23 protein-coding genes are annotated in these 24676 nt (G+C 34.4%); 22 read left to right on the top strand and 1 reads right to left on the bottom strand.

Annotated features, from left to right (window positions below):
- Positions 1-5: 5 nt before the first annotated feature.
- Positions 6-1109 (top strand): SpoIIE family protein phosphatase, encoded by a 1104-nt coding sequence (locus tag BN3004_RS06475; RefSeq protein WP_058260385.1) that lies wholly within the window; start codon positions 6-8, stop codon positions 1107-1109.
- Positions 1110-1127: 18 nt separating this feature from the next.
- Here BN3004_RS06475 and BN3004_RS06470 read toward each other — a convergent pair whose 3' ends face one another.
- A complete protein-coding gene (locus BN3004_RS06470) occupies positions 1128-2027 on the bottom strand; it encodes an alpha/beta fold hydrolase (protein ID WP_058260384.1) in 900 nt (299 codons plus the stop codon).
- 134 nt (positions 2028-2161) lie between these two features.
- Between BN3004_RS06470 and BN3004_RS06465 the strand changes: the two genes are divergently transcribed.
- The 21 genes from BN3004_RS06465 to BN3004_RS06365 all read left to right on the top strand — a co-directional run bounded on the left by BN3004_RS06465 (position 2162) and on the right by BN3004_RS06365 (position 24168).
- Positions 2162-2899, top strand: a complete 738-nt coding sequence (locus tag BN3004_RS06465) for a copper homeostasis protein CutC (RefSeq protein WP_058260383.1) — start codon at positions 2162-2164, stop codon at positions 2897-2899.
- Between the two features lie 219 nt (positions 2900-3118).
- The gene (gene glmS, locus BN3004_RS06460) at positions 3119-3541 is read left to right on the top strand and encodes a methylaspartate mutase subunit S (protein WP_058260382.1); all 423 of its coding nucleotides are present in this window, start codon (positions 3119-3121) and stop codon (positions 3539-3541) included.
- Entirely contained in the window at positions 3542-4921 is a 1380-nt protein-coding gene (gene glmL / locus BN3004_RS06455; RefSeq protein ID WP_058260381.1) for a methylaspartate mutase accessory protein GlmL, read from the top strand.
- A gap of 9 nt (positions 4922-4930) precedes the next feature.
- Positions 4931-6388: a methylaspartate mutase subunit E gene (locus tag BN3004_RS06450; protein WP_058260380.1), complete on the top strand. Its 1458-nt coding sequence runs from the start codon at positions 4931-4933 to the stop codon at positions 6386-6388.
- 22 nt (positions 6389-6410) lie between these two features.
- Complete coding sequence (locus BN3004_RS06445) at positions 6411-7649, top strand: methylaspartate ammonia-lyase (protein ID WP_058260379.1); 1239 nt, start codon at positions 6411-6413, stop codon at positions 7647-7649.
- A gap of 65 nt (positions 7650-7714) precedes the next feature.
- On the top strand, positions 7715-8554 hold the full coding sequence (locus BN3004_RS06440; RefSeq protein ID WP_058260378.1) for a fumarate hydratase: 840 nt from the start codon (positions 7715-7717) through the stop codon (positions 8552-8554).
- Positions 8555-8568: 14 nt separating this feature from the next.
- Complete coding sequence (locus BN3004_RS06435; protein WP_058260377.1) at positions 8569-9135, top strand: Fe-S-containing hydro-lyase; 567 nt, start codon at positions 8569-8571, stop codon at positions 9133-9135.
- Entirely contained in the window at positions 9114-9395 is a 282-nt protein-coding gene (citD, locus tag BN3004_RS06430; RefSeq protein ID WP_058260376.1) for a citrate lyase acyl carrier protein, read from the top strand. The genes BN3004_RS06435 and citD overlap by 22 nt, the downstream gene beginning before the upstream one ends.
- Positions 9385-10254 (top strand): HpcH/HpaI aldolase/citrate lyase family protein, encoded by an 870-nt coding sequence (locus BN3004_RS06425; RefSeq protein WP_058260375.1) that lies wholly within the window; start codon positions 9385-9387, stop codon positions 10252-10254. The genes citD and BN3004_RS06425 overlap by 11 nt, the downstream gene beginning before the upstream one ends.
- The gene (citF, locus tag BN3004_RS06420; RefSeq protein ID WP_058260374.1) at positions 10241-11704 is read left to right on the top strand and encodes a citrate lyase subunit alpha; all 1464 of its coding nucleotides are present in this window, start codon (positions 10241-10243) and stop codon (positions 11702-11704) included. The genes BN3004_RS06425 and citF overlap by 14 nt, the downstream gene beginning before the upstream one ends.
- A gap of 1 nt (position 11705) precedes the next feature.
- A complete protein-coding gene (locus tag BN3004_RS06415; RefSeq protein ID WP_058260373.1) occupies positions 11706-12182 on the top strand; it encodes a PTS sugar transporter subunit IIA in 477 nt (158 codons plus the stop codon).
- Positions 12183-12299: 117 nt separating this feature from the next.
- On the top strand, positions 12300-13400 hold the full coding sequence (locus BN3004_RS06410; RefSeq protein WP_058260372.1) for a CapA family protein: 1101 nt from the start codon (positions 12300-12302) through the stop codon (positions 13398-13400).
- Positions 13401-13666: 266 nt separating this feature from the next.
- Positions 13667-14410, top strand: coding sequence for a 30S ribosomal protein S2 (gene rpsB, locus BN3004_RS06405; protein ID WP_058260371.1), 744 nt, complete (start codon positions 13667-13669; stop codon positions 14408-14410).
- Positions 14411-14419: 9 nt separating this feature from the next.
- Positions 14420-15067, top strand: a complete 648-nt coding sequence (tsf, locus tag BN3004_RS06400; RefSeq protein ID WP_058260370.1) for a translation elongation factor Ts — start codon at positions 14420-14422, stop codon at positions 15065-15067.
- A 3-nt stretch (positions 15068-15070) separates the two neighbouring features.
- Positions 15071-15778: a UMP kinase gene (gene pyrH, locus BN3004_RS06395; protein ID WP_058260369.1), complete on the top strand. Its 708-nt coding sequence runs from the start codon at positions 15071-15073 to the stop codon at positions 15776-15778.
- Between the two features lies 1 nt (position 15779).
- Positions 15780-16337, top strand: a complete 558-nt coding sequence (gene frr, locus BN3004_RS06390) for a ribosome recycling factor (RefSeq protein ID WP_058260368.1) — start codon at positions 15780-15782, stop codon at positions 16335-16337.
- A gap of 48 nt (positions 16338-16385) precedes the next feature.
- Positions 16386-17063 carry an undecaprenyl pyrophosphate synthase gene (uppS, locus tag BN3004_RS06385; protein WP_058260367.1) on the top strand — a complete coding sequence of 226 codons (678 nt, stop codon included), beginning with the start codon at positions 16386-16388 and terminating at the stop codon, positions 17061-17063.
- The gene (locus BN3004_RS06380) at positions 17063-17827 is read left to right on the top strand and encodes a phosphatidate cytidylyltransferase (protein WP_058260366.1); all 765 of its coding nucleotides are present in this window, start codon (positions 17063-17065) and stop codon (positions 17825-17827) included. The genes uppS and BN3004_RS06380 overlap by 1 nt, the downstream gene beginning before the upstream one ends.
- A gap of 14 nt (positions 17828-17841) precedes the next feature.
- Positions 17842-18861 (top strand): RIP metalloprotease RseP, encoded by a 1020-nt coding sequence (gene rseP, locus BN3004_RS06375; RefSeq protein WP_058260365.1) that lies wholly within the window; start codon positions 17842-17844, stop codon positions 18859-18861.
- Positions 18858-19910, top strand: a complete 1053-nt coding sequence (ispG, locus tag BN3004_RS06370; protein WP_058260364.1) for a flavodoxin-dependent (E)-4-hydroxy-3-methylbut-2-enyl-diphosphate synthase — start codon at positions 18858-18860, stop codon at positions 19908-19910. The genes rseP and ispG overlap by 4 nt, the downstream gene beginning before the upstream one ends.
- A 4-nt stretch (positions 19911-19914) precedes the next feature.
- Entirely contained in the window at positions 19915-24168 is a 4254-nt protein-coding gene (locus tag BN3004_RS06365) for a PolC-type DNA polymerase III (RefSeq protein ID WP_058260363.1), read from the top strand.
- Positions 24169-24676 lie beyond the last annotated feature (508 nt).

The following is a 24676-nucleotide window of genomic DNA, read 5'->3' as shown; positions in this document are numbered from 1 at the left end:
TAAGTATGGAAAGAAAAGATGAAATATTAGATAAAATACTCTCCGTCGAAGTTTTGGATGCCATGGCAGATTGGGTTAAGGTGGTTAATATAAAAGGCAAGATACTTTATGCTAACCAAGCTCTAAAAGATGCGATAGGCTACGACCCAACTGGTACTAATACTGATGATTTAGATGATTTTTTAAAGCTTGATACGAGTGAAACAACTAGCGCAATTGAAAAGAATGAGATTATACAAAAGGAATTAAACATTGGTGACAACTACTACCAAGTGAAGTGCTCACCAATATATGATGAGAAGATGAATCCCATCGCCATAGTTGAAGTTTTTAGAGATGTTACAAGAGAGAGGGTTCTAGAACTTCAACTTATTCAAAGCAATGAAAATGTTTTTCATGATATGGAAATAACTAAAAGAATACAAAAGAGCATTCTTCCAGTAAAAACTAAGTATAAAAATATTGATATAGACTACCTATATGAAGCGACTGAAACGCTATCTGGCGATATGTTTGATATATTTGAGATAGAGAAGGATACTTATGTAATATACATCGCTGACGTTGCAGGCCATGGTATAGCAGCTTCTATGCTAACTATGTTTATTAGACAAACTGTTAGAAATTTAAATAAGAATAATTACAAGCCTGAAATTGCTCTTAAGCATATAAGTGATAAGTTTTTGGAACTTAATTTACAAAGTGACAGATATATAACTATTTTCTACGGGGTTTATTACGCAGACAAAGAAGAATTTGTTTACGCAAATGCTGGTCACAACTCGATGCCAATAATATTTAATGATAATAAGATATCTGTTTTAGAGGCAAAAGGCAGACCTATAATGAGTATAGACTTAGGAAATGAATATGAAGTAAAGAAAACTGCACTCAGGGCAGGCGATAAATTGTTTTTATATACAGATGGTATAGTCGAGAGTAAAAACGCTCATGGCGAAGAATTTGGTATGGATAGACTTATAACAACAATACTAAGTAAGCCAAATAAACTACTTAAAGCTATAGACATAGCAGTGCTTCAATACTCCTTTGGCGATCAAAGAGATGACTTCGCGATGCTATTAGTGGATATAGACGAAATGGAATAGATAAAGCAAAAGCTCTTCTTAAGCAAGAAGAGCTTTTAATATGTCCTGAAACACTTTTTCCTTTTCAATATCATGAAGTAGTTCATGTTTTAAATTGTCATACTCTATAAGTTCTAGATCTTCTATACCAACGCTTCTTAATAGGCCGTATATTTGTTTAATGCCTAACTCGAAGTTTGATAGAGGATCTTTTTTACCTGAAAATAAATATATAGGTAAGTCTTTTGGTATATATTTTAAATTTTCTCTTCTAGTTGCTTTATCGACGCCATGTATAAGCATTTGGAAGAAGCCGTTACTGTATTCAAAGATACACAATTCATCTTGCAAGAACTTGGCTCTTTCCTCTGGATCTGATGTTAGCATATCTTCTTGAACGTTTTTACTCATGAAGTCGAAGGATTTTTGATTAAGCGATTCATTCTTCGCGTCGTAGCCTTCCTTTGAAATAACTACTTTTAAGAATACCTTAAATAATTGATTTAAGAAGATAGGGCACTTAACGCTTGATAGTAAAAACATTTTATCAATGTGGTCGCCATACTTATAAGCATATGTTCTAGCAAGTATTGAGCCCATAGAGTGGCCTAGCAAAACGACTTTTTTACCTGGATTTTCTTTTCTAATAATTGAATTTAGCATATCGATGTCATCAACCATCTTCATCCAAGCATTGTTTTTAGGTACGATACCTAAGTGATCCTTATCTTCAGCAGTCATACCGTGGCCTCTAAGGTCAAGCGCATATGACGATATGCCATTATCTTGCAAGAATCTAGCAAACTCATCGTATCTCATAGCGTGATCGTGCATGCCATGGACTATTTCCACACAAAGTTTGGGGTCTTCAGCTTTCCATTCTAAATATTTTATTTTAGTTTTGTCCTTTGCCGTGAATTCTAAATAATTTTTTTCCATTTACCTCACCTTTAAAAATATTACTTCCCCTTTTGGATATTATACTATATTTCTAAGTAATAATCAATATTTTAAGTATTATAAGTCAATTTATGATATAATAAAAGTACTGAAATCACATTGGAGGAATTTTTATGAAATATACTTTAGAAATTTGCACTGATTCATTCGAATCAACTCTTATAGCTCAAAGAGCAGGGGCAGATAGAGTTGAACTTATTGCATCGACAGTACTTGGTGGAATAACGCCGTCATATGGCTTGTGCAAGAAAGTACTTAATGAACTTGACATACCCTTCGTCGCTATGATAAGACCCAGACAAGCAGGTTTTTCTTATTCTGAATATGATTTAGATGTTATGAAAGAAGATATCATTGCTCTCAAAGAGCTTGGTGTAAAAGGCTTTGTCTTTGGCTCTTTAAATGATGATGGAAGCATTAATATGAAGGCTAATGAATACTTACTTAAGTACTGCGAAGGCATGGATAACGTTTTTCACAGAGCCTTTGATATAGATCCAGATCTTGATGGCAATTGCAAAAAGCTTATAGACCTTGGCTTTAAACGTGTATTAACTAAAGGCGGAGACAACAAGATTACAGATACATATAAGATAATTAATTCGCTTTATGAAAAGTATCATGACAAGCTTGAATTTATCACTGGAGGAGTGAGGGAGAATAACGTAGATTTTATTAAAAACAATCTACTCGTTGATCAGCTCCATATATCATCTAATAAAGTATGTATAGATAAATCGACTCTTGCAAACGATAAATTATATTTTGGCACAAACCCAAATGAAGATGAGGGAACATATTATTTAGCTGATGAAGACTATCTTAAGAGGATAATAAAATCTTTTAGATAATTATGACAAAAATTTAACAATTCTTATTTGCAAGTAAAAAAATATAAATTGCAAAAATGTTAAAAATGCATCAATATTTATGACATATATGACATATTTTGAAAATTAACATTAATTTTATTCATTGCTTGTTTTTACACATAAAAAATCATTATTTGCTCTTTAAAATTATTCAGACATGTGGTAAAATGAGTATATAATTCAAATAGGAGGAGTACTATGAAAGAAAAAAATGGTAAGACAATCGTCCTAGGGGTAATCGGATCAGATTGTCACGCAGTTGGATTAACTATATTGGACCATGCTTTTACAAATGCTGGATTCAACGTAGTTAACATAGGTGTTTTATCACCTCAAGAAGACTTCATCAACGCAGCTGTTGAAACTAACGCTGACCTTATCTGTGTATCATCACTATATGGTCAAGGAGAAATTGACTGTAAAGGCATGAGAGAAGCGTGCGATGAAGCTGGTCTTAAAGACATTCCGCTATATGTTGGAGGCAACATCGTTGTTGGTAAACAAAAGTGGGAAGAAGTTGAACCTAGATTTAAAGCTATGGGCTTTAACAGGGTTTATCCACCAGGAACAAGTCCTGACGTAACAATTGCAGACATGAAAAAAGACTTGGGAATTGATTAGATGAAAGCATATCTTTTTATTGATTTTGGAAGCACATTTACAAAATTAACTCTAATAGATATCGAAAAAGAAGAAATTATTGCTACAGCAAAGAGCTACACAACTGTTGAAACAGATGTAGCAAACGGATATCACAATGCTTATAAGGAGCTTATGTCAAAAGTCGATGGAGAACTTGATATAGTTAAGAAGCTAGCTTGTTCTTCTGCAGCAGGTGGCTTGAAGATAGCTGCCATAGGCCTAGTACCTGATTTAACTGCAGAAGCAGCTAAGAGAGCAGCCTTAGGAGCAGGAGCTAGAGTTATTAAGACATATTCATATAAGATGAACAATCATGAGATTGAAGAGCTTAGAGATTCGAATGCTGATATGATTCTTCTTGCAGGTGGAACTGACGGAGGCAACACTGAAGTAATTTTGCATAATGCTCAATTAATTGCTGACTTTGGTATTACAAAGCCAGTTGTAGTTGCGGGTAACAAGAGCAGCTACGACGATATTGAAAAAGTATTTAAAGATAAGATTGAGTACAGACTTACTGAAAATGTTATGCCTAAACTTAATGAAATCAATGTTAATCCTGCAAGAGAAACAATCAGAGACATTTTTATGGAAAGAATCACAAAAGCTAAAGGCATGACTCATATAGAAGATGATATCTCAGGCATACTAATGCCTACACCACAAGCTGTTTTAAAAGCGGCCGAAGCACTTAGCTTAGGAACACCTGATGAAGATGGCGTTGGTGACTTAGTTGTGGTTGATATAGGCGGAGCAACAACAGATATTCACTCAATAGCTGATGGCGCACCATCTAAACCTGGAGTAATTTACAGAGGCTTGGAAGAACCTATTTCTAAGAGAACTGTTGAAGGCGACTTAGGTATGAGATACTCAGCCGAAAGTATATATGAAGCGGCTGGAATGAGGATGATTAAGAAGTACTTAGATATCAGTGATTATGATGTAGAAGAAGAATTCAAAAGAAGATACGATCACACTGATTTAGTTTTCACCGATGAAAAAGAAATAAAATTCGATGAAATGATGGCAAAGATTTGTGTAGATATATCAATGAAAAGACATTGCGGCTATGTAGAAGCTGTTTATTCACCTCTAGGAACAATGTATCAACAGATAGGTAAGGACTTAACTGAACTTAATCTTATGATAGGTACTGGAGGTATACTGGTTAATTCAGAACACCCACAAGAAATATTAAAAGCTGGGCTTTATGATAGTGAAGATTTAAACTCATTAAAGCCAAGATATCCTGAATTTTCAGTAGATAAAAATTATATTCTATCTGCTATGGGTTTACTAACAATGGTCGATAAGAACATGGCAGTTAGAATGATGAAGAAATATATAGTTATATAGGGGGAAGCTATGAAAGTAGAAAATAAAAGATGGACTGATGAAGAATTTTTCGCTGAGCGTGAGAAAGTTCTTAAACAATGGCCCACAGGAGCTGAAGTTGATTCACAAGAAGCAATTGACTTTTTAAAGAAAATACCTGCAGAAAAGAACTTTGCCGAAGTTATGGCAAAAGCAAAAAGAGAAGGTAAGACATTAGCACAACCAAGAGCTGGTGTTGCGCTTATTGATAAACACATAGAACTATTAACGTTCTTAACAGATCAAGGCGGAGCAGACTTACTTCCATCAACAATTGACTCATATACAAGACAAAATAGATACGACGAATGTGAAGTTGGTATCAAAGAATCAATGAAAGAAGGCAGATCATTATTAAATGGATTCCCAGCTGTTAACCATGGTGTTAAAGGCTGTAGAATGGTTTATAATGCTGTATCTAAACCACTTCAAGCAAGACACGGCACACCAGACTCAAGATTACTTGCTGAAATCATTCACGCAGGTGGCTTCACATCAAACGAAGGTGGTGCTATAAGCTATAACGTTCCATATGCAAAATCAGTACCAATAGACAGATGCTTACATGATTGGCAATATTGTGACAGATTAGTTGGTTTCTATGAAGAAAATGGCGTTCATATAAACAGAGAACCATTTGGGCCACTAACTGGTACACTTTGCCCACCATCAACATCAAACGCTGTTGCTATAGTAGAAGCACTTTTAGCTGCTGAACAAGGTGTAAAGAACATTACAGTTGGTTATGGCCAATGCGGTAACTTAATTCAAGACGTTGCAGCTATTAGATCACTTGAAGAACAAGTAAATGAATATTTAAAGAAATATGGCTACAACGATGTTTTAATAACTACTGTATTCCACCAATGGATGGGTGGTTTCCCTCAAGACGAAGCTAAGGCATTTGGCGTTATCTCTTGGGGTGCAGCAACTGGCTCATTAGCGGGAGCTACAAAAGTTATTGTTAAGACACCTCATGAAGCTATAGGTATTCCTACTAAGGAAGCAAATGCTGAAGGTATCAGAGCTACTAAGATGGTTCTAAACATGACTGAAGGACAATTACTTCCAGAAGGTAAAGAATTAAGAGCTGAAATTGAATTAATTAAAGCTGAAACAAAATGTATAGTTGATAAATTATTTGAATTAGGTAAGGGCGATTTAGCGGTAGGTACTGTTGAAGGCTTTGCACAAGGCGTTATGGACGTACCATTTGCACCATCTAAGTACAATGCAGGCAAGATGATGCCAGCAAGAGACAATAACGGTGCTGTTAGATATTTATTTACAGGAAACTTACCATTCACAAAAGATATACTAGACATCAATAAAGCAAAACTTGAAGAAAGAGCAAAATTCGAAGGACGTCCAGTAAGCTTTGACATGACAACTGACGACATATTTGCAGTTGGCTTCGGTAAATTAATTGGTAGACCAAAAAATAATTAATATATAAAAAGGAGACTTGATTATGAAAATTAAAAAAGTTATCTGCTCAGCAGGTAAAACAGGTTTTTACTTTGATGACCAAAAGGCTATCAAATTAGGAGCAAAACATGATGGTATGTTCTACTTAGGAGATCCAGTTACTCCTGGATTTAAAGCTATAAGACAATCAGGAGAATCAATCTCAGTCATGCTTGTTCTTGAAGACGGACAAGTTGCTCACGGTGACTGCTCAGCTGTTCAATACTCAGGAGCAGGTGGAAGAGACCCACTTTTCTTAGCTGAAGATTTTATTGAATTTATCAATAAAAACATTGCACCTAAACTAGAAGGTAGAGAAATAACTACATTCAAGGAAATGGCTGAAGAATTCGACCACATGCAAGTAGATGGCAAGAGACTTCATACAGCAATTAGATATGGTATCACTCAAGCAATACTTGATGCAGTTGCTAAGACAAACAAAGTAACTATGGCTGAAGTAGTTAAGAAAGAATATAATACAGGCGTAGAAATTAATAGAGTACCTATATTTGCTCAATCAGGTGATGACAGATACCTTAACGCTGATAAGATGATTATAAAAGAAGCTGACGTTTTACCACACGGTCTATTCAACAACGTTGAAGAAAAAACTGGTAAAAACGGTGAACTTTTAAGAGACTATGTTGTTTGGTTAAGAAACAGAATTATCGAACACAGACACAATGAATCATATAGCCCAATCTTCCACATCGACGTATATGGAACTATAGGCGATGCATTCAACAACGACGTAGATAAGATGGCTGAATACCTAAAGACTCTTGAAGAAGCTGCTAAACCATTCAAGCTTAGAATTGAAGGACCTATGGATATGGGCGAAAGAACTAGACAAATGGAAGTTCTTAGAGACTTAACTAAGAAGCTTGATGAAGAAAACATTCACGTAGAATTAGTTGCTGACGAATGGTGTAACACTTACGAAGATGTTGTTTACTTCGTAGATAACGGTGCTGGACACATGATTCAAATCAAGACTCCAGACTTAGGCGGTATCAATAACACTATTGAAGCTGTTAAGTATTGTAAAGATCACCACGTAGGAGCTTACTGCGGTGGTACTTGCAACGAAACTAACAGATCTGCAGAAGTTTTAGTAAATATTTCTATGGCTACAGGAGCTGACCAACAATTAGCTAAACCAGGTATGGGTGTTGACGAAGGTATCATGATCGTTAATAACGAAATGAACAGAGTAGTTGCACTAGTTAATAACAGATAATATTTTTTATTGAAAGTAGCAATATTTTATTGCTACTTTCATAATATACATAGGGGGTTATAATTTTGAGAGAAGTAAAAAGTAGTGATATCACTAAAAAATTAAAAGAAGGTCTTTTGGATATAGCTTCAGTTCTTCCAAAAGATGTAATGGATAGACTTGTTGAACTAAGAGATAAAGAAAAGTGGCCACTAGCTAAAGAAACTATCACAACAATTATAGATAATGACAATCTAGCTGAGAGAGATAGCGTTCCAATGTGCCAAGATACTGGTATGGTTATCTGTTTTGTTAAGATTGGTCAAGATGTTCATGTAGATGGATCTATAAGTGACGCTATAAATGAAGCTGTTAGAGAAGCATATACAGAAGGTTACTTAAGAAAATCAGTTGTTAAGGACCCTATAAATAGAGTTAATACAAAAGATAACACTCCAGCTATCATTCACTATGAATTAGTTGAAGGAGATGTATTTGAAATATCTTTCGCAGCAAAGGGATTTGGCTCAGAAAATATGTCTAAGCAAAAAATGCTTAAACCTGCAGATGGACTTGAAGGCGTTAAGAAATTTATATTAGAATCAGTTGAAGCTGCAGGACCAAACCCATGTCCACCTATCATAGTAGGTGTAGGTATCGGCGGAGACTTTGAAAAATCATGTATCATGGCAAAGAAATCACTTATGAGAGATGTTAATGATTATAACAAAGATCCATTCTATGCAGATTTAGAAAAAGAATTGCTAGAAAAGATAAACGAACTAGGCATAGGACCTCAAGGTTTTGGTGGCAAGACAACAGCATTAGGAGTATTTATAGAAACTCATCCAACACACATAGCTGGTCTACCAGTAGCTGTTAACATCCAATGTCACGCTGCTAGACATAAAGTTATTTCATTATAAAGGGGGATATTACTATGGCTATAGAAATTAAAACACCATTTACAAGAGAAACGCTTAAGGATTTAAAAGCAGGAGATAACGTATTAATTACAGGCACTATATATACTGCAAGAGACGCTGCTCACAAAAGATTAGTAGATCTTCTTAATGAAGGAAAAGAACTACCATTTGACCCAAAGGGAGCTTGTATCTACTATGTAGGTCCTTCGCCTGCAAAACCAGGTAGAGTTATAGGTTCAGCTGGACCTACTACAAGCTATAGAATGGACCCATATGCGCCACAAATGATGGACGCAGGTGTTATGGGTATGATAGGCAAAGGCAAAAGAGATGACAATGTTAAAGATAAAATAAAAGAATGCGGTGCTTGCTACTTTGCCGCTATAGGCGGAGCTGCTGCTATCATAGCTGATAGAATTAAAACTGCAAAGATAATTGCTTATGAAGATTTAGGAGCTGAAGCTTTAAGAGAGATAACTGTAGAAAAATTCCCAGCAACTGTTATAGTTGACTCTACAGGCAAAGATCTATATATAGAAGGTAAGAAGGAGTATTTGGAATGGAAAGAAAAGAACGAGTAATAAGTAAAGCTGCTAAAGCGGGCTCGCTTGAATCAAATGATCTAATGATTATGATAGAGCCTTCAGATAAATTAGATATCACACTAAATTCAGTAGTTAAGGAACAATATGGTGATAAGATTTTGAAGGCAATAAATGAAGTTCTTGATGAAGAAGGCGTTACTAAGGCAAATATTGTAATTGAAGATAAGGGCGCTTTAGACTTTACTATCAGAGCAAGAATGAGAACTGCAATCGAAAGGAGTCAAAATGAACTATAGAACAATGTTATTTATGCCAGGAAACAATCCAGGCATGTTACAATCGTCTGATATACTAGGTGCAGACGCTATAATTATAGACTTAGAAGATGCGGTATCATTACCAGAAAAGGATGCGGCAAGAGGACTTGTTAAAGAATATCTAAAAACATTTAAGTCCGAAGAAAAAGAAGGATCAGATATATATGTAAGAGTTAATCCTCTTGATACTGATTACTTCTACAAAGACTTAGATGCTCTTAAAGATCTAAACTTCGATGGTATCATGCTTGCAAAAGCATCTCAAGAATCAGTAGGAGCACTTTCTAAGTACTTAGATGATAATAATCAAAAATACGATATATTCTGCTTAATTGAAACTTCTCAAGGCGTTGAAGATGCAAGAAATATACTTGCTAAATCAAAGAGAGTAAAAGGCGTTTTACTAGGTGCAGAAGACTTAACACTTGATTTAGGCGCAAAGAGAACTAAAGAATCAGATGAAATAAAATACTCAAGAATGAGAATTGTTTCATGTGCTAAATCTTTAGGTCTACAAGCTATAGATACACCTTGGACAGATACAGACGATATCGAAGGCTTAGTTATGGATACTAAGAAAGCTAAGGCTATGGGTATGACTGGTAAAGCTTTAATATCTCCAAGACATGTTGATCATGTTAATGAAATTTTCTCACCAAGCAAGGAAGATATCGATCATGCAATCAGAGTTATGGAAGCTCTTAAAGAGGCTAAAGAAAAAGGTCTTGGCGCATTCTCACTTGATGGTAAGATGGTTGACAGACCTATCATACTAAGAGCAACAAATACATTAAAGATGTCTGGCAATTATAAGGAGGAATATGATGAGCTTTTATAATGATGATATTAAAATATTAGATAAGAAAGATTATCCTAAAAAAGAAGCAAAGCCAAGCAAAGTTTATGAAAGCATCAAAGATTTATTTGATAAGCTTGATTTAAAGGACGGTATAACAGTTTCATCGCACCATCATTTAAGAAATGGTGATGCTGTGTTAAACATGATGATGCTTGAACTTCAAAGAAGAGGCATAAAAGACATAACGCTTGTGGCTTCATCACTATTCCCAGTTCACAAAGAACTTATTCCTTTGCTTGAAGATGGCACTATAACAAATATAATCACATCATATATATCAGGTGATTTAGCAAAAGCTATTTCAAAAGGTAAATTAAAGGGCAAAATACTAATGCAATCACATGGAGGAAGAGCTAGAAGTATAATTGATGAAGATGTTGTCATTGACTACGCTTTCATCGCAGCTCCATCATGCGACCCTATGGGAAACATCTCTGGTGTTAATGGGGAAGCATCATGCGGCTCAATGGGTTATGCAATAGCAGACGCTATCTACGCCAAAAAGAAAATTGCTATAACAGATACTATTGTTGCTTATCCTAACTACCCAAGCGACATTACTGAAGACTATGTTGACTATATCTTAAAGGTAGATAGCATTGGTGATAAGAACGGTATAGTATCCGGTACAACAAAAGTTACTAAAGACCCAGTTGGACTTAAGATTGCTAAGGATACATTAAAAGTAATGAAGGCATCAGGTCTACTAAAAGATGGTTTTAGTTACCAAAGTGGCGCAGGTGGAATTTCACTTGCAGTTACCGACTTTTTAAGAGACTACATGATTAAAGAAAATATCAAGGGCTCATTTGCAAGTGGCGGTATTACTGGTTATTTAACAGATATGCTCGAAGAAGGTTTGTTCACTTCATTATACGATGTACAATGCTTTGACTTAAAAGCAATCGAATCCATTAAGAAGAACGCTAATCATTTAAGAATGAGCGGCTCTGAATATGGTAATCCAGAAGTATCTGCAGTAGTTGATAACCTTGATGTAGTTATCCTGGGCGCAACTGAAATTGACCTTGATTTTAACGTTAACGTTATTACAGGAGCAGACGGTATGCTAATGGGAGGCTCGGGCGGTCACCAAGATACAGCAGCTGGAGCAAAGATGTCAATTATCGTTTCAAAACTATTTTCATCAAGACTACCAGTTATTAAAAACAGAGTTGATGTAATCGCTACACCTGGAACAACTATAGACGTGCTTGTTACTGAAAGAGGCATTTCAGTTAACCCATTAAGACAAGATTTAATTGAAAAATTCAAAGCAAGCGGCCTAAACGTTATGACAATACAAGAGCTAAAGGCAATTGCAGATAACTTTATGGGTGAACCTAATGACATCAAGAAGAAAGATAGAATTATTGGCTATAGTGAATATAGAGACGGATCCATATTAGACGCAATTTATGAGGTGTAATATGGGACTATTTTCAAAGAAAAAAGAACTTGATTTATATGCGCCAATCACAGGTAAGCTTATAGACATAACAGAAGTTAAAGACCAAGTCTTTTCACAAAAGATACTTGGCGATGGCATTGCTATAGAACCAAAAGAAGGCGTTCTATATGCACCATGCGATTGTGAAGTAGTTCAATTATTTCATACGCTTCACGCAATTGGCTTAAAGGCAAAAGATGTGGAACTACTTGTTCACATCGGCATGGACACAGTTGAGCTTAATGGCGAGGGCTTCAAAGGCTTTGTTAATGAAGGTGACCATGTTAAGAAAGGCCAAAAGCTTATCGAGTTTGACATAGACTATATCAAGTCACAAGGCAAAGAGGCTACTACACCTATAGTCATAACAAATATGGATGCAGTTAAATCACTTAATAAGAGCGAGACAAAAGACATCGTTGCCAATCAAGATATAGCTCTTAAAATTAATCTTTAATATTATTCATTACTAGGAGGTATGTATGAGCATATCTCCTTTTATTTATTAATAGAAAGCTTGAATATTTTCTTCTTATATTATATAATCATTATAATATGTAAAAAGGGTGATTAAATGAATAAAAAATTTAAAGCTGCTATAGTATTGGCATTACTTTTATCTATGCTAATCTGCAATAGTGCATTCGCTGAAGATGCAGAAGATGTTGAAGATGTGGTAGTAAGCGATGAAAATTTGATTCTAGTAGATGAGAAGATAACTATATCACTAGCAGGTGATGTATTATATTCAACTTATGTAAAGAATAAAGTTAATCAATTTGGCGTGACTTACCCAATGGAGAATGTTAGGGAAATATTCCAAAATGATGATATGAGCTTTATAAATTTAGAAACTGCCATTACAGATTGTAAGAAGCCAGCAAATATAAAAAAAGAATATAACTTCGCATCAAATTCTAATACAGCTGCGGAGCTAGCTAATTCATCCATAGACTTAGTCAATCTTGCCAATAATCATGCACTTGACTATGGCCAAGAAGGTTTTATTGATACGATGAATTTACTTGACACAGCTGGTATACAATACGTTGGCGGTGGAAGAAAGATAGATGAGGCAATTTCCGCAAAGATAATTGAAGTTAAAAACAAAAAGATAGGCTTTTTAGCCTTCAATGCAGTTGTGCCTAGCAGAACATGGCTTGCTACAGACAAAAGGGCTGGTCAGGTAAGTATGTACCCATATGAGGTTGACAAAAGACTAGCATATATTAAAGAGATTAAGTCGCAAGTTGATTATCTAATTCTATCGATACATTGGCAAGGCTTAAGTAATCATAAAAACGAAAAGGATTATATCAATGCAGCACATAAACTAATTGATGCGGGAGTTGATGTTGTCGTTGGTACGCATCCTCATTTAATGCAAGCGACAGAATATTATAAGCATGGTATAATTTTTTACAGCTTAGGAAACTTTATCTTCCCAAATATGGGAGGCAGGGCAGATAAGGCAGCTATAGTTCAGTTAGAGATAGATCCAAGCGCTGATGAAGAAATCAAAGTTAAGTACATTCCGACAAAGATGCTAGGCAATAGGCCTGTCTTATTAAAAGACCAAGAAAGATTAAATGAGCTATACTATATGAACGCTATTAACAAGAAGTTCAATTCATACGTACAAGCGAATGGATATATGATTAAACTTGAAAAATAATATTTGATTAGTAACGATTGGATGCAAGGCTATATATTAGCTCTGCATCCATTTTTATTAATGACATTAGCATAAGAAAAACATATTCAAGAAGATAAAGATAAAAATAATTTTATAAATAGAAAATGCTTGTATTTTATCAACTTATATGTTATAATTGATTAGTAAAAATATGCACACTTCACGATGTACGCCTCAGGTGCTAAACATTAGTTAAGGCGGCAGGTGAATGAAGTGTAAAGAAAAAAACTTGGAGGTAGAAAGACATGGCAGTAATTGCAATGAAAGACTTATTAGAAGCAGGTGTTCACTTCGGACACCAAACTAGAAGATGGAACCCTAAGATGGCTAGATTTATTTTCACAGAAAGAAACGGAATCTATATCATCGACCTACAAAAAACAGTTGATCAAGTTGAAGAAGCTTACAAATTGGTTAAAGATGTTGTTGAAGAAGGCGGAAAGGTTCTATTCGTAGGAACTAAGAAACAAGCTCAAGAAGCTATCGAATCAGAAGCTAAAAGATGTGAAATGTACTACGTTAACCAAAGATGGTTAGGCGGTATGCTTACTAACTACAACACAATTAAGGGTAGAATCAAAAAACTTGAAGAATACAATAAGATGGAAGAAGACGGTTCTTTAAGTGTTTTACCTAAGAAAGAAGTTGCTACAATCAGAGCAGAAAAAGAAAAATTATCTAAATACCTTGATGGTATTAAGGAAATGGGCGGAATGCCACAATTAATCTTTGTTGTAGACCCTAAGAAAGAAAAGATAGCTATAAACGAAGCAAGAATACTTGGTATACCTGTTATTGGTTTAGTTGATACTAACTGCGATCCAGATGAAGTTGATATAGCTATACCTGGTAACGACGACGCTATCAGAGCGGTTAAGTTAATCACTGAAACTTTAGCTAACGCTGTTATCGAAGGAAAACAAGGTAAACAAGAACGTTCTGAAGAAAAAACAGAAGAAAAAGAAGAAATAAATAACGAAGAAAACTAGGAGGTAAATATGGCTATAAGTGCACAATTAATTAAGGAATTAAGAGAAAAAACTGGCGCAGGCATGATGGACTGCAAAAAGGTTTTAGTTGAAACTGATGGTGACATCGATAAGGCTATAGATCTTTTAAGAGAAAAAGGACTAGCATCAGCTGAAAAGAAAGCTTCTAGAATTGCATCAGAAGGCTTAGTTGCTTCTTATATTCACTCAGGAAGAATCGGTGTTTTAGTAGAAGTTAACTCAGAAACTGACTTCGTTGCTAAGACAGATGAATTCAAAGATTTTGTTAAAGATATAGCTATGCAAGTAGCTGCATCAAACCCAGAATACCTATGCGAAGAAGATGTTCCTCAAGAAGCTATTGATAAAGAAAAAGAAGTTCTTATTCAACAAGCTCTAAACGAAGGAAAACCTCAAAACATAGCAGAAAAGATGGTTGAAGGTAGAATGCATAAATTCTATGAAAGAGTATGCTTATTAGACCAACCATTCATCAAGGACCCAAGCATAACTGTAAATGATTTATTAAAAGATAAAATTGCTAAGATTGGTGAAAACATCAAGATTAGACGTTTCGTTAGATACGAAGTTGGCGAAGGCTTAGAAAAGAGAGAAGAAGATTTTGCTGCTGAAGTAGCAAAGCAAATGGGCAACTAATATATGGCTTATAAGAGGATCGTCTTAAAATTAAGTGGTGAAGCTTTAGCTGGTAGCGAAAAGACTGGCATCGATAACGAGGTTATCAAGTCAATCGCTAAAAGAGTAAAGACTATAACTGAAATGGGTGTTGAAGTAGGTATAGTTGTTGGTGGCGGTAACTTCTGGAGAGGAAGAGACTCACTTAATATACAAAGAGCAACATCAGATTATATTGGCATGCTTGGCACTGTTATGAATGCACTTGCACTTCAAGATGCTTTAGAAAAGATGGATGTACTTACAAGAGTACAAACATCTATCGAAATGAGAGCTGTAGCAGAACCATATATAAGAAGAAGGGCAATTAGACAACTTGAAAAGAAGATGGTTGTTATATTTGCTGCAGGAACTGGTAATCCTTACTTTTCAACAGATACAACTGCTGCACTCAGAGCTGCTGAAATCAATGCAGAGGCTATACTATTAGCAAAGAAGGGTGTAGACGGTATCTACGACAGCGATCCAAAGATAAATAAAGATGCTAAAAAGTTTGATAAATTATCTTATCTTGACATACTTAGCAAGAATTTAAAGATAATGGATGCAACAGCAACATCTTTATGTATGGATAACAATATACCGCTAGTAGTATTTGGTATAGATGACCCTGATAACATAGTCAGAGTTGTTGAAGGTGAAAGGATAGGAACTATTGTAAAGGAGGATTAATATGCCTGATAGATTTAGTCAAGAATATGAACCAAAGATGAATAAAACAATAGAAGTTTTTAAAGAAGATCTTAACTCAGTAAGGGCTGGCAGAGCTAACCCAGCGCTACTTGATAAAATTATGGTTAGCTATTATGGTGTAATGACTCCACTGCAACAACTTGCAAACGTTTCAGCACCTGAAGCAAGACTACTAGTTATTCAACCATATGATGCATCAACAATACCAGAAATAGAAAAAGAAATTCAAAAATCAGACATTGGTATAACACCGTCAAACGATGGCAAGCTTATTCGTTTACCATTCCCTCAATTAACTGAGGACAGACGTAAAGAACTAACTAAGATAGTTTCTAAAAAAGGTGAAGATACTAAGATTATTATAAGAAATCTTAGAAGAGACCTTATGGATGCTATTAAGAAGGCTGAAAAAGATGGAGATATCAGTGAAGACGATAGAAAGACTTTTGAAGACGATGCTCAAAAATTAACTGATAAATACACTGATAAGATTGATGAGATTATAAAAGCTAAACAAGCAGAATTAATGGAAGTGTAAAATATTAACCCCCCTCTTTATAGGGGGGTTATTTACAAGGAGATAGTTATGATTTTAAATCATGTAGCAATAATTATGGATGGCAATGGTAGATGGGCAAAGAAGAGAAATATGCCTAGAACTTATGGTCACAAAGAAGGTATGAATAGGGTTATAGAGAATGTAAGGTACGCCTCAGATACAGGCATAAAATATCTTACTCTATATGCATTTTCTAAAGAAAATTGGAAGAGACCTAAGGAAGAAGTGTCGTTTTTAATGAAGCTTATAATTATATATATTAACAGCCAAATTGATGAACTTGATAAGAACAATGTTAAGATCGTTGTATCTGGAGATTTGGATGAAATATATTCTGACTCAAAGAAGGTTATAGATGGAGCAATTGAGAGAACATCTAAAAATACTGGCCTTGTTCTAAACATCTGCTTAAACTATGGCTCGAGAGATGAAATAATTAGGGCTATTAATCTTGCTAAAAAAGATAATAAGGAAATTAAATCTTATGAGGATTTAAAGGAGTACTTCTACAATCCATCTATACCAGATCCTGATTTAATAATCAGAACTAGTGGGGAAGAAAGGTTATCAAACTTTTTGCTTATGCAATCTGCATACAGTGAACTTTACTTTACTCAAAAACTATGGCCCGACTTTCATAAAGAAGATTTTGCAGAAGCTATAGAGAACTTTGCTCTTAGACATAGAAGATATGGAGGAATATAATGAAGAGTTTTTTTAAAAGACTAGCTACATCAGTAGTGGTTTTATTACTACTTATATTAATAATTTATGACATGAACCATATCTATAGATTTGGTATGTTCTTATGCGCCTCTATTGCTTCATATGAAGTCTTACACATGATGGCAGATACAAGAAAGAATTTTTCTTATGCTCTAGCTATCTTACTTAATATTTTAGTTTATATTAATACTTATACAAACACATTTCCAAATGAATACATATTTATGATGATGAGTATAATATTTTCAATCATAAGTGTTGTGGACGAAAAGTTTTCATCAAGAACTTTTGTAAGTTTGATATTTACAACATATTTTATAATATTTCCGTTCTCGATCTTCTACAACTTTATTGATAGGGATAAACTCATACTAATATTTTTAATCGCCATATCAAGTGATGTATTTGCTTATGTTTTTGGCTCGCTTTTTGGAAGGCATAAACTTATCGAAAGGATAAGTCCTAATAAAACTATAGAAGGCTCGGTTGGCTCATACATCGCAACTGTAGCGATTACATATTTTTATACAAGATACTTTAATCTAAATTTAAATCCTTATTACTATATAGGTTTAATTTTAGCGCCTGTTGTTGCGCAATTTGGCGATTTAATATTTTCAAAGCTTAAAAGATATTATAATATTAAGGATTACGGTTACATATTCCCAGGACATGGAGGCATTATGGATAGATTTGATAGTGTTTTACTCGTATGTCCGTTCGTACTAATATGTTTTTTTTAAGGAGCAATTTATAAATGAGTATAATAGTAGCAATTTTAGTATTTTTAGTTTTAGTAACAATTCATGAATTTGGTCACTTTATTGTGGCTAAGTGGGCTGGCATCAAGGTTAATGAATTTGCCGTGGGTATGGGCCCAGCAATATTCAAAAAGCAAAAAGGTGAGACCCTTTACTCACTTAGAGCCTTCCCGCTTGGTGGCTACTGCGCTATGGAAGGTGAGGACGAGGACAGCTCTGACGAAAGAAGTTTTGACAATGCAAAAGCATATAAGAGACTTGTGGTTATACTAGCAGGTGCTTTTATGAATATAGTTTTGGCTATATTGGCTTTTTTGATTGTTAATATGCAAAGTGGATATACAGATTTGAGAATTGATAAAATCGAAGCAAATTCACCTGCATATATAGCCGGTATACAAGAAAATGACGAAATAATTTCATATAATGGTAAAAAGCCACTACTATTCTTAGAATTAAGAAATATGATTATTAATTCAAACAATGAAAGTGATACTCTTAGAGTAAAAAGAGACGGCGAACTTATAGACATAGAAGTTAAACCTGAACTGGCTACAATTGAAGACGATGGTCAAGTTATTGAGTATAAAAAACTTGGCATAATGCCTAAAGTAAGTTATGATTTTTTAGGCTCATTTAAAGAGAGTATAAATACCTGTAGATACGCATACAGATCTATGTTTGAATTTTTAGGAAGAGCATTTAAAGGTAAAGTAAAAAAGAATGAAGTTTCAGGACCAGTTGTTATCATTAAGACCATATCGAGTGCAGCTAAAGTCGGATTTAGTTCAGTTATGTTCTTACTTGGTTTAATTAGTATAAACCTTGCCTTCTTTAATCTATTACCATTTCCAGCTTTAGATGGGGGAAAGGCTGTGTTTATTCTATTTGAAATGATAACTGGCATAAAACCAAATAAAAAAGTGGAATATATTGTGAACATCATTGGATTTTCACTTCTAATGCTTTTATTCTTATTTGTAACGTATAATGATATCAAAGGATTGATTAAATGATAATTAGAAAGAAAACAAAGAAAATAATTGTTGGTGGAGTTGCCATAGGTGGCGATGCGCCTATAACAATACAATCAATGACAAATACTGATACTAAAGATATTGAAGCGACTGTTAAACAAGTTATTGACATGGAAAATCATGGACTAGACATAATAAGGATGGCCGTGAACGACGAAGAAGACGCTAAAGCTATAAATGAAATAAAGAAAAAAATTCATGTTCCAGTCATCGCTGATATACAATTTGATTATAAACTTGCGCTAATGGCGGCAAGAGAGGGCTACGATTGCATAAGAATAAATCCTGGCAATCTTAATTCAGAGGCCGAGCTTAGAGAAATAGTCGAAATATGCAAAGATAAGAATCTGCCTATAAGAGTAGGAGCAAATTCTGGATCTATTTCTAAAAAAATACTTGATAAATACAAGGGTCTTAATGAGAATTCCTTAGTATACGGAGCTCTTGAACAAGTAGAGATGCTTAATAAACTTGATTTTTATAATATAAAAGTTTCTATAAAGTCATCAGATGTAAATACATGCATAGATGCAAATAGATTGTTCTCAAGTCTATGTGACTATCCACTTCATCTAGGACTAACAGAAGCAGGCTCACCATCCGTTGGTATAGTTAAATCATCTATTGCCATAGGAACGCTTCTTAAAGATGGTATAGGCGACACTATTCGCGTATCGCTAACATCTGATCCACTTGAGGAAGTTATAGCCGCTAAGAAGATTCTGAGCGCTTTGGGCATACGTAGAGACTCAGTAAACCTTGTTTCGTGTCCTACATGTGCTAGAACTAAGATAAATATCATACCTATTGTTGAAGAACTAGAGCCACTACTTAATAATATTAAAAAAGATATAACGGTAGCTGTAATGGGCTGCCCGGTTAATGGACCTGGTGAAGCTAAAAGCGCTGATATAGGTATAAGCATGAGCAAAGAATTTGCTTATCTATTTAAAAAGGGTAAGGTTATAAAAAAGCTTGATAGAAGTGAAGTAGTTGAAGAACTCTTAAAAGAAATCGAAAGAATGTGAAGTAATGATAAAATTATTTAAACCTGAAGAACTGAATATTGATATAGACTTTCTTTCAAATGAAGATAAGATATTTTTTGAAAGTCCTGTGCTTAAGGATAAGACACTTAAAATAACTTATTATTATAATTTGAAAGATCAAAGTCTAAGCCAAAAAGTAGACGAAGTAATTAAGTCTACTTTTTTAAAATTCTCTTTATCAAATGTAAATATTAATGCAGTAGCATATACAAAATGCAATGTATATTTTGATTTGATAAGAAGTGAGTTTACTGATATTGATGATAAATCATTTAACTGCGAAGACTGTGATAATGTATATACATTTACACTTGATAATCAGCTTTTGCTTGATAGTTTCAATGCAAATCCATATTTAGAATTGATGAGATCTTTATGCTCAAGCTTTGAGGGTAAAACTATAAAAACTAAATGCAAAGAGATTATTATAAATAAGGAAGAATTTATTGATCAATTAAAGAGCAATGCCGAACAAATAAGTGAAAACTTTAAAATTGTTAAAGAAGAAAAGAAAAAGAGCGAGCCAAGCGCTGAAGCGAGCGGAAAGAAATCATTCTTCAGAAAGAAAAAGGAAATTGATAAGAACAAATGCATTAAAATAAAAGACATTAGCTCAGATATGGACTTTATTACTATACAAGGAGAAGTGTTTGAGTATGAATTTGTTGATAGAGATGAATACGCTTTACTTAAGTTTGCCGTTGATGATGGTGAAGAGGCTATAAGAGTTAGTAAATTCATTAGAAAGAATAAAGAAGGTCAATATGACTATGACTATGATATAGATAATGGCGTTAAGCTATACCTTTGCGGCAATGTTAATCTCTTCCAAAATATAATGAGCATAAAGATATATAGCTATGAAATTATTAATGAAGAAAAATTAGATGAAGCTGAAGAAGATATTAAAAGAGTAGAGATTGGTCTTCACACAAAAATGTCAAGCCAAGAAGGTTTCATATCAGCAAAAGAATACTTTAAAGAAGCTAAAAAGAGAGGCTACGAATCCATTGGTTTTATGGACAAATATGTTGTACAAAGCTATCCAGAAATCATGGATGCAGCTATAGAAACAGGTATTAAGCCTCTATATGGTGTTGAAGCAAATCTATTTGACGATACAAAATCACTAGTTAATAATTACAAAGGAGATAATAAGAATACCTTTGTCGTTTTTGACGTGGAAACAACTGGATTTTCAGCTATTGACGACAGAATTATTGAAATGGGTGCTGTAAAGATACAAGATGGTAAGGTCATAGATAATTTCTCTGAATTCACTGATCCAGGCTTTCATATACCATATAGAATAACTGAGTTAACAACAATTGATGATGCAACCGTAGCAGGCTGTCCATCTTTCGATGATCTACTAGAAAAGTTTATGGAATTTTGTAAAGACTCAGTTCTTGTAGCTCACAACGCTGAGTTCGATATTTCATTTATTAAAAGTTCCATGCACAGAAAGGGCGTTAAATTTGATTTTGAATATATTGATACACTTGAGCTATCGAGATACTTACTACCAGATTTAAAAAAGCATAAACTTGACACATTAACATCTTTATTCAACATAACTCTAGAAAATCATCACAGAGCCATTGATGATGCTACAGCAACTGGCTTTGTCTTCTTAAAGCTCTTAGATTTATTAAAAGAGCAAGGCTGTAACGATCTTGAAGCTTTCTCGAAAATAAAGTCAAATAACTATTACAATGTTTATAAAATATCAATATTTGCTACAAATCTAGTTGGTTTAAAAAACCTATATAGACTAATTTCGCTATCACATATAGATAATTATAATAGACAGCCAATAGTATATAAGAGTCAAATAGATGCGAACAGAGATGGCCTTTTAATCGGAAGCGGCACTTATAATGGCCCTATATATAACGCTTGTATTAGATGCGAAGAAAACGATAAATTAAAAGAAATGATGAAGTATTTTGACTTTATCGAACTTCAGCCAATAGATCAATATCTATACTTGATCGAAGATGAAAGTCTTCATGAAATGAACGCTATTAAAAACATCAATAGAAGAGTATATGATAATGCAAAAGAACTTGATATACCTGTCCTTGCTAATGGCGATGTATACTATATAGATCAAAGCGACAGTGTATATAGATCCGTTTTAGTTTTTAATAGAAAAAACTTTGTGGGAAGCAGAAAAGAGTGTAATAATACCGATCATTATTTTAAAACTACTAAAGAACTTTTAAAGAATTTTCCATATTTAAGCGCAGAAGAAGCTAAGGAAATTGTTATTGATAATACTCTTGCTTTTGCTGAAAAATTTGAAAATTTCAGACCAATTCCTAAGGATACCTTTCCGCCATTTATAGAAAATTCTGATAAAGACTTAAGGGACTGCTGTTATAATAAAGCAACGAGCATATATGGAGACCCTCTTCCAGAGATTGTCAAGAAGAGACTTGATAAGGAGCTTGATTCAATAATTGGCAACGGTTATGCTGTTTTATACATCATAGCAAGAAAACTTATTTTGCAATCAAATGCTGATGGCTACGTAGTCGGCTCAAGAGGCTCTGTTGGTTCATCATTTGCGGCAACAATGAGTGATATAACTGAAGTAAATCCACTTATACCTCATTATGTATGTCCAAATTGTAAACACAGTGAATTTATTGATGATCCGAAATATGATTCGGGTTTTGACCTTCCTCGTAAAAACTGTCCTGTATGTTCACATGAGATGAATAGGGATGGACAAAAGATACCATTCGAGGTTTTCCTAGGCTTTAACGGTGATAAAGAGCCAGATATAGATCTAAACTTTGCTGGCGACTATCAACTTACAGCTCATAAAAATACTGAAAAGATATTTGGCGAAAACTTTGTCTTTAGAGCAGGAACTATTGGTACACTAGCTGATAAGACTGCTGCCGCTTGTATCTTAGACTATCTTGAAAAGAAAAATAAAAGCATTTCATATCTACACGCAATGTTCTTAAGCAAGAGAATAAAAGGTTCTAAGAGAACTACAGGTCAACATGCTGGTGGGGTAATGGTAGTGCCTAAAAATAAGAGCATACTAGACTTTACTCCAGTACAAAAACCTGCTGATGATATGAGAACTGATATAATAACAACTCATTTTGATTACCACTCGATAAGCGGTAAGATACTAAAACTTGACCTACTTGGTCATGATGTTCCAAACATAATCAAAAATCTTGAAGACTTAACTAATACCAAAATTGAAGATATACCTTTTGACGATGAAAAAGTATTATCACTTTTCTCATCAACAGAATCCCTAGGTATTAATAGCGATGATTTAAAGTTTGGCGTTGGCACTATTGCCATACCTGAATTTGGTACAAACTTCGTTAGAGGCATGCTTAAAGATACCAAGCCAAAAACATTCTCAGACTTAGTAAGAATAAGTGGTCTTTCACATGGTACAAACGTGTGGAACAGTAACGCTGAAAAACTAGTTAATGAAATGAACGTGCCGATGTCTGAAGTTATTTCAACAAGAGACGACATTATGAACCAATTGATTGATGCCGGCATGGATAAGTCTACTGCATTTAAAATTATGGAGTTCGTTAGAAAAGGAAAACCATTAATACAAAAGAAAATAGTTGACAATGAAACTATAATTATAAATTATGAGGATGAGATTAAAAAGTATCCACTTCCTGAGTGGTATCTTGACAGCTGTCATAAGATATCTTATCTATTCCCAAAGGCGCACGCTGCGGCCTATGTTATGATGAGCTATAGACTTGCTTGGTATAAGGTATACTACCCACAAGCATTTTATGCAACATACTTTACACAAAAGATAAATGACTTTGATTATGATGCTCTTGTCCATAGACTTGAAAATTTAGATTCCTTAGTAAGAGAGATTACCCAAAATCCTCATCCAAAGAAAAAAGATGAGGACCTATTGTCATTAGCTGAAGTAGTTAAAGAGATGGAGCTAAGAAATATAAAGATAGCACCAATTGATCTAGATAGATCACTAGCTACAAAGTTTACTGTTATCGATAGGGAAATTATTCCGCCATTCACAGTTATAGCTGGACTTGGAAAAGACCCTGCTAATAACATTATAAGGGAGAGAGAGATTAAAGAGTTTAACTCCATTGAGGACTTCCAAAAGAGGACTCAAGTAAATGCTACGGTAATCGCATATTTAAAATCAATTAATTTTTTTAAAGACATGCATGATACCAATCAGATAAGCTTATTTTAATTGACAAAATACATCAATTATAGTATAATTATCATAGTGGTGTAGTATTCTAGTCAGTATTCTATATCATGAAGGCGGGGCTAAAAATCCGCCAAAGAGCGTATCGATGAAGTTCTTGATTTGTGCTTGTGACGCCCAGTCATGGGCATTCTTTGAGAGTAAGGCAGATGGGGCGATCTACAACGGCATGTAGGCGTTGACCCTGCTGTCGCGGAGGCGTGAGATTTATCTTATGTAGACCTATTTTTTTAAATAGTGTAGCTTGCCTTGAGTGATCTAGTGCGGATGATAAGGTCTTTTTATTGAACTTGTGGCCAAAGATCAATAAGAAAAGTTATCGAAACCTAAATTGCAAAAGAGGCTAAGGATATAAAATACTGTTTGGGAAAACTTCTAGACTAAATCGTAAGATGACTAAAAAGGGATTACAGTGCGGACTAAGTGGCAATCCAGTATTATATTTGGCGACAATATAATTACTAAATTAATGGGAAACCGCTATGATTGG

This window comes from Fenollaria timonensis, assembly GCF_001457835.1.
Taxonomy (GTDB): domain Bacteria; phylum Bacillota; class Clostridia; order Tissierellales; family Peptoniphilaceae; genus Fenollaria; species Fenollaria timonensis.
Note: the sequence above shows the minus strand (reverse complement) of the source record. Positions and strands in the feature narration are given on the sequence as shown.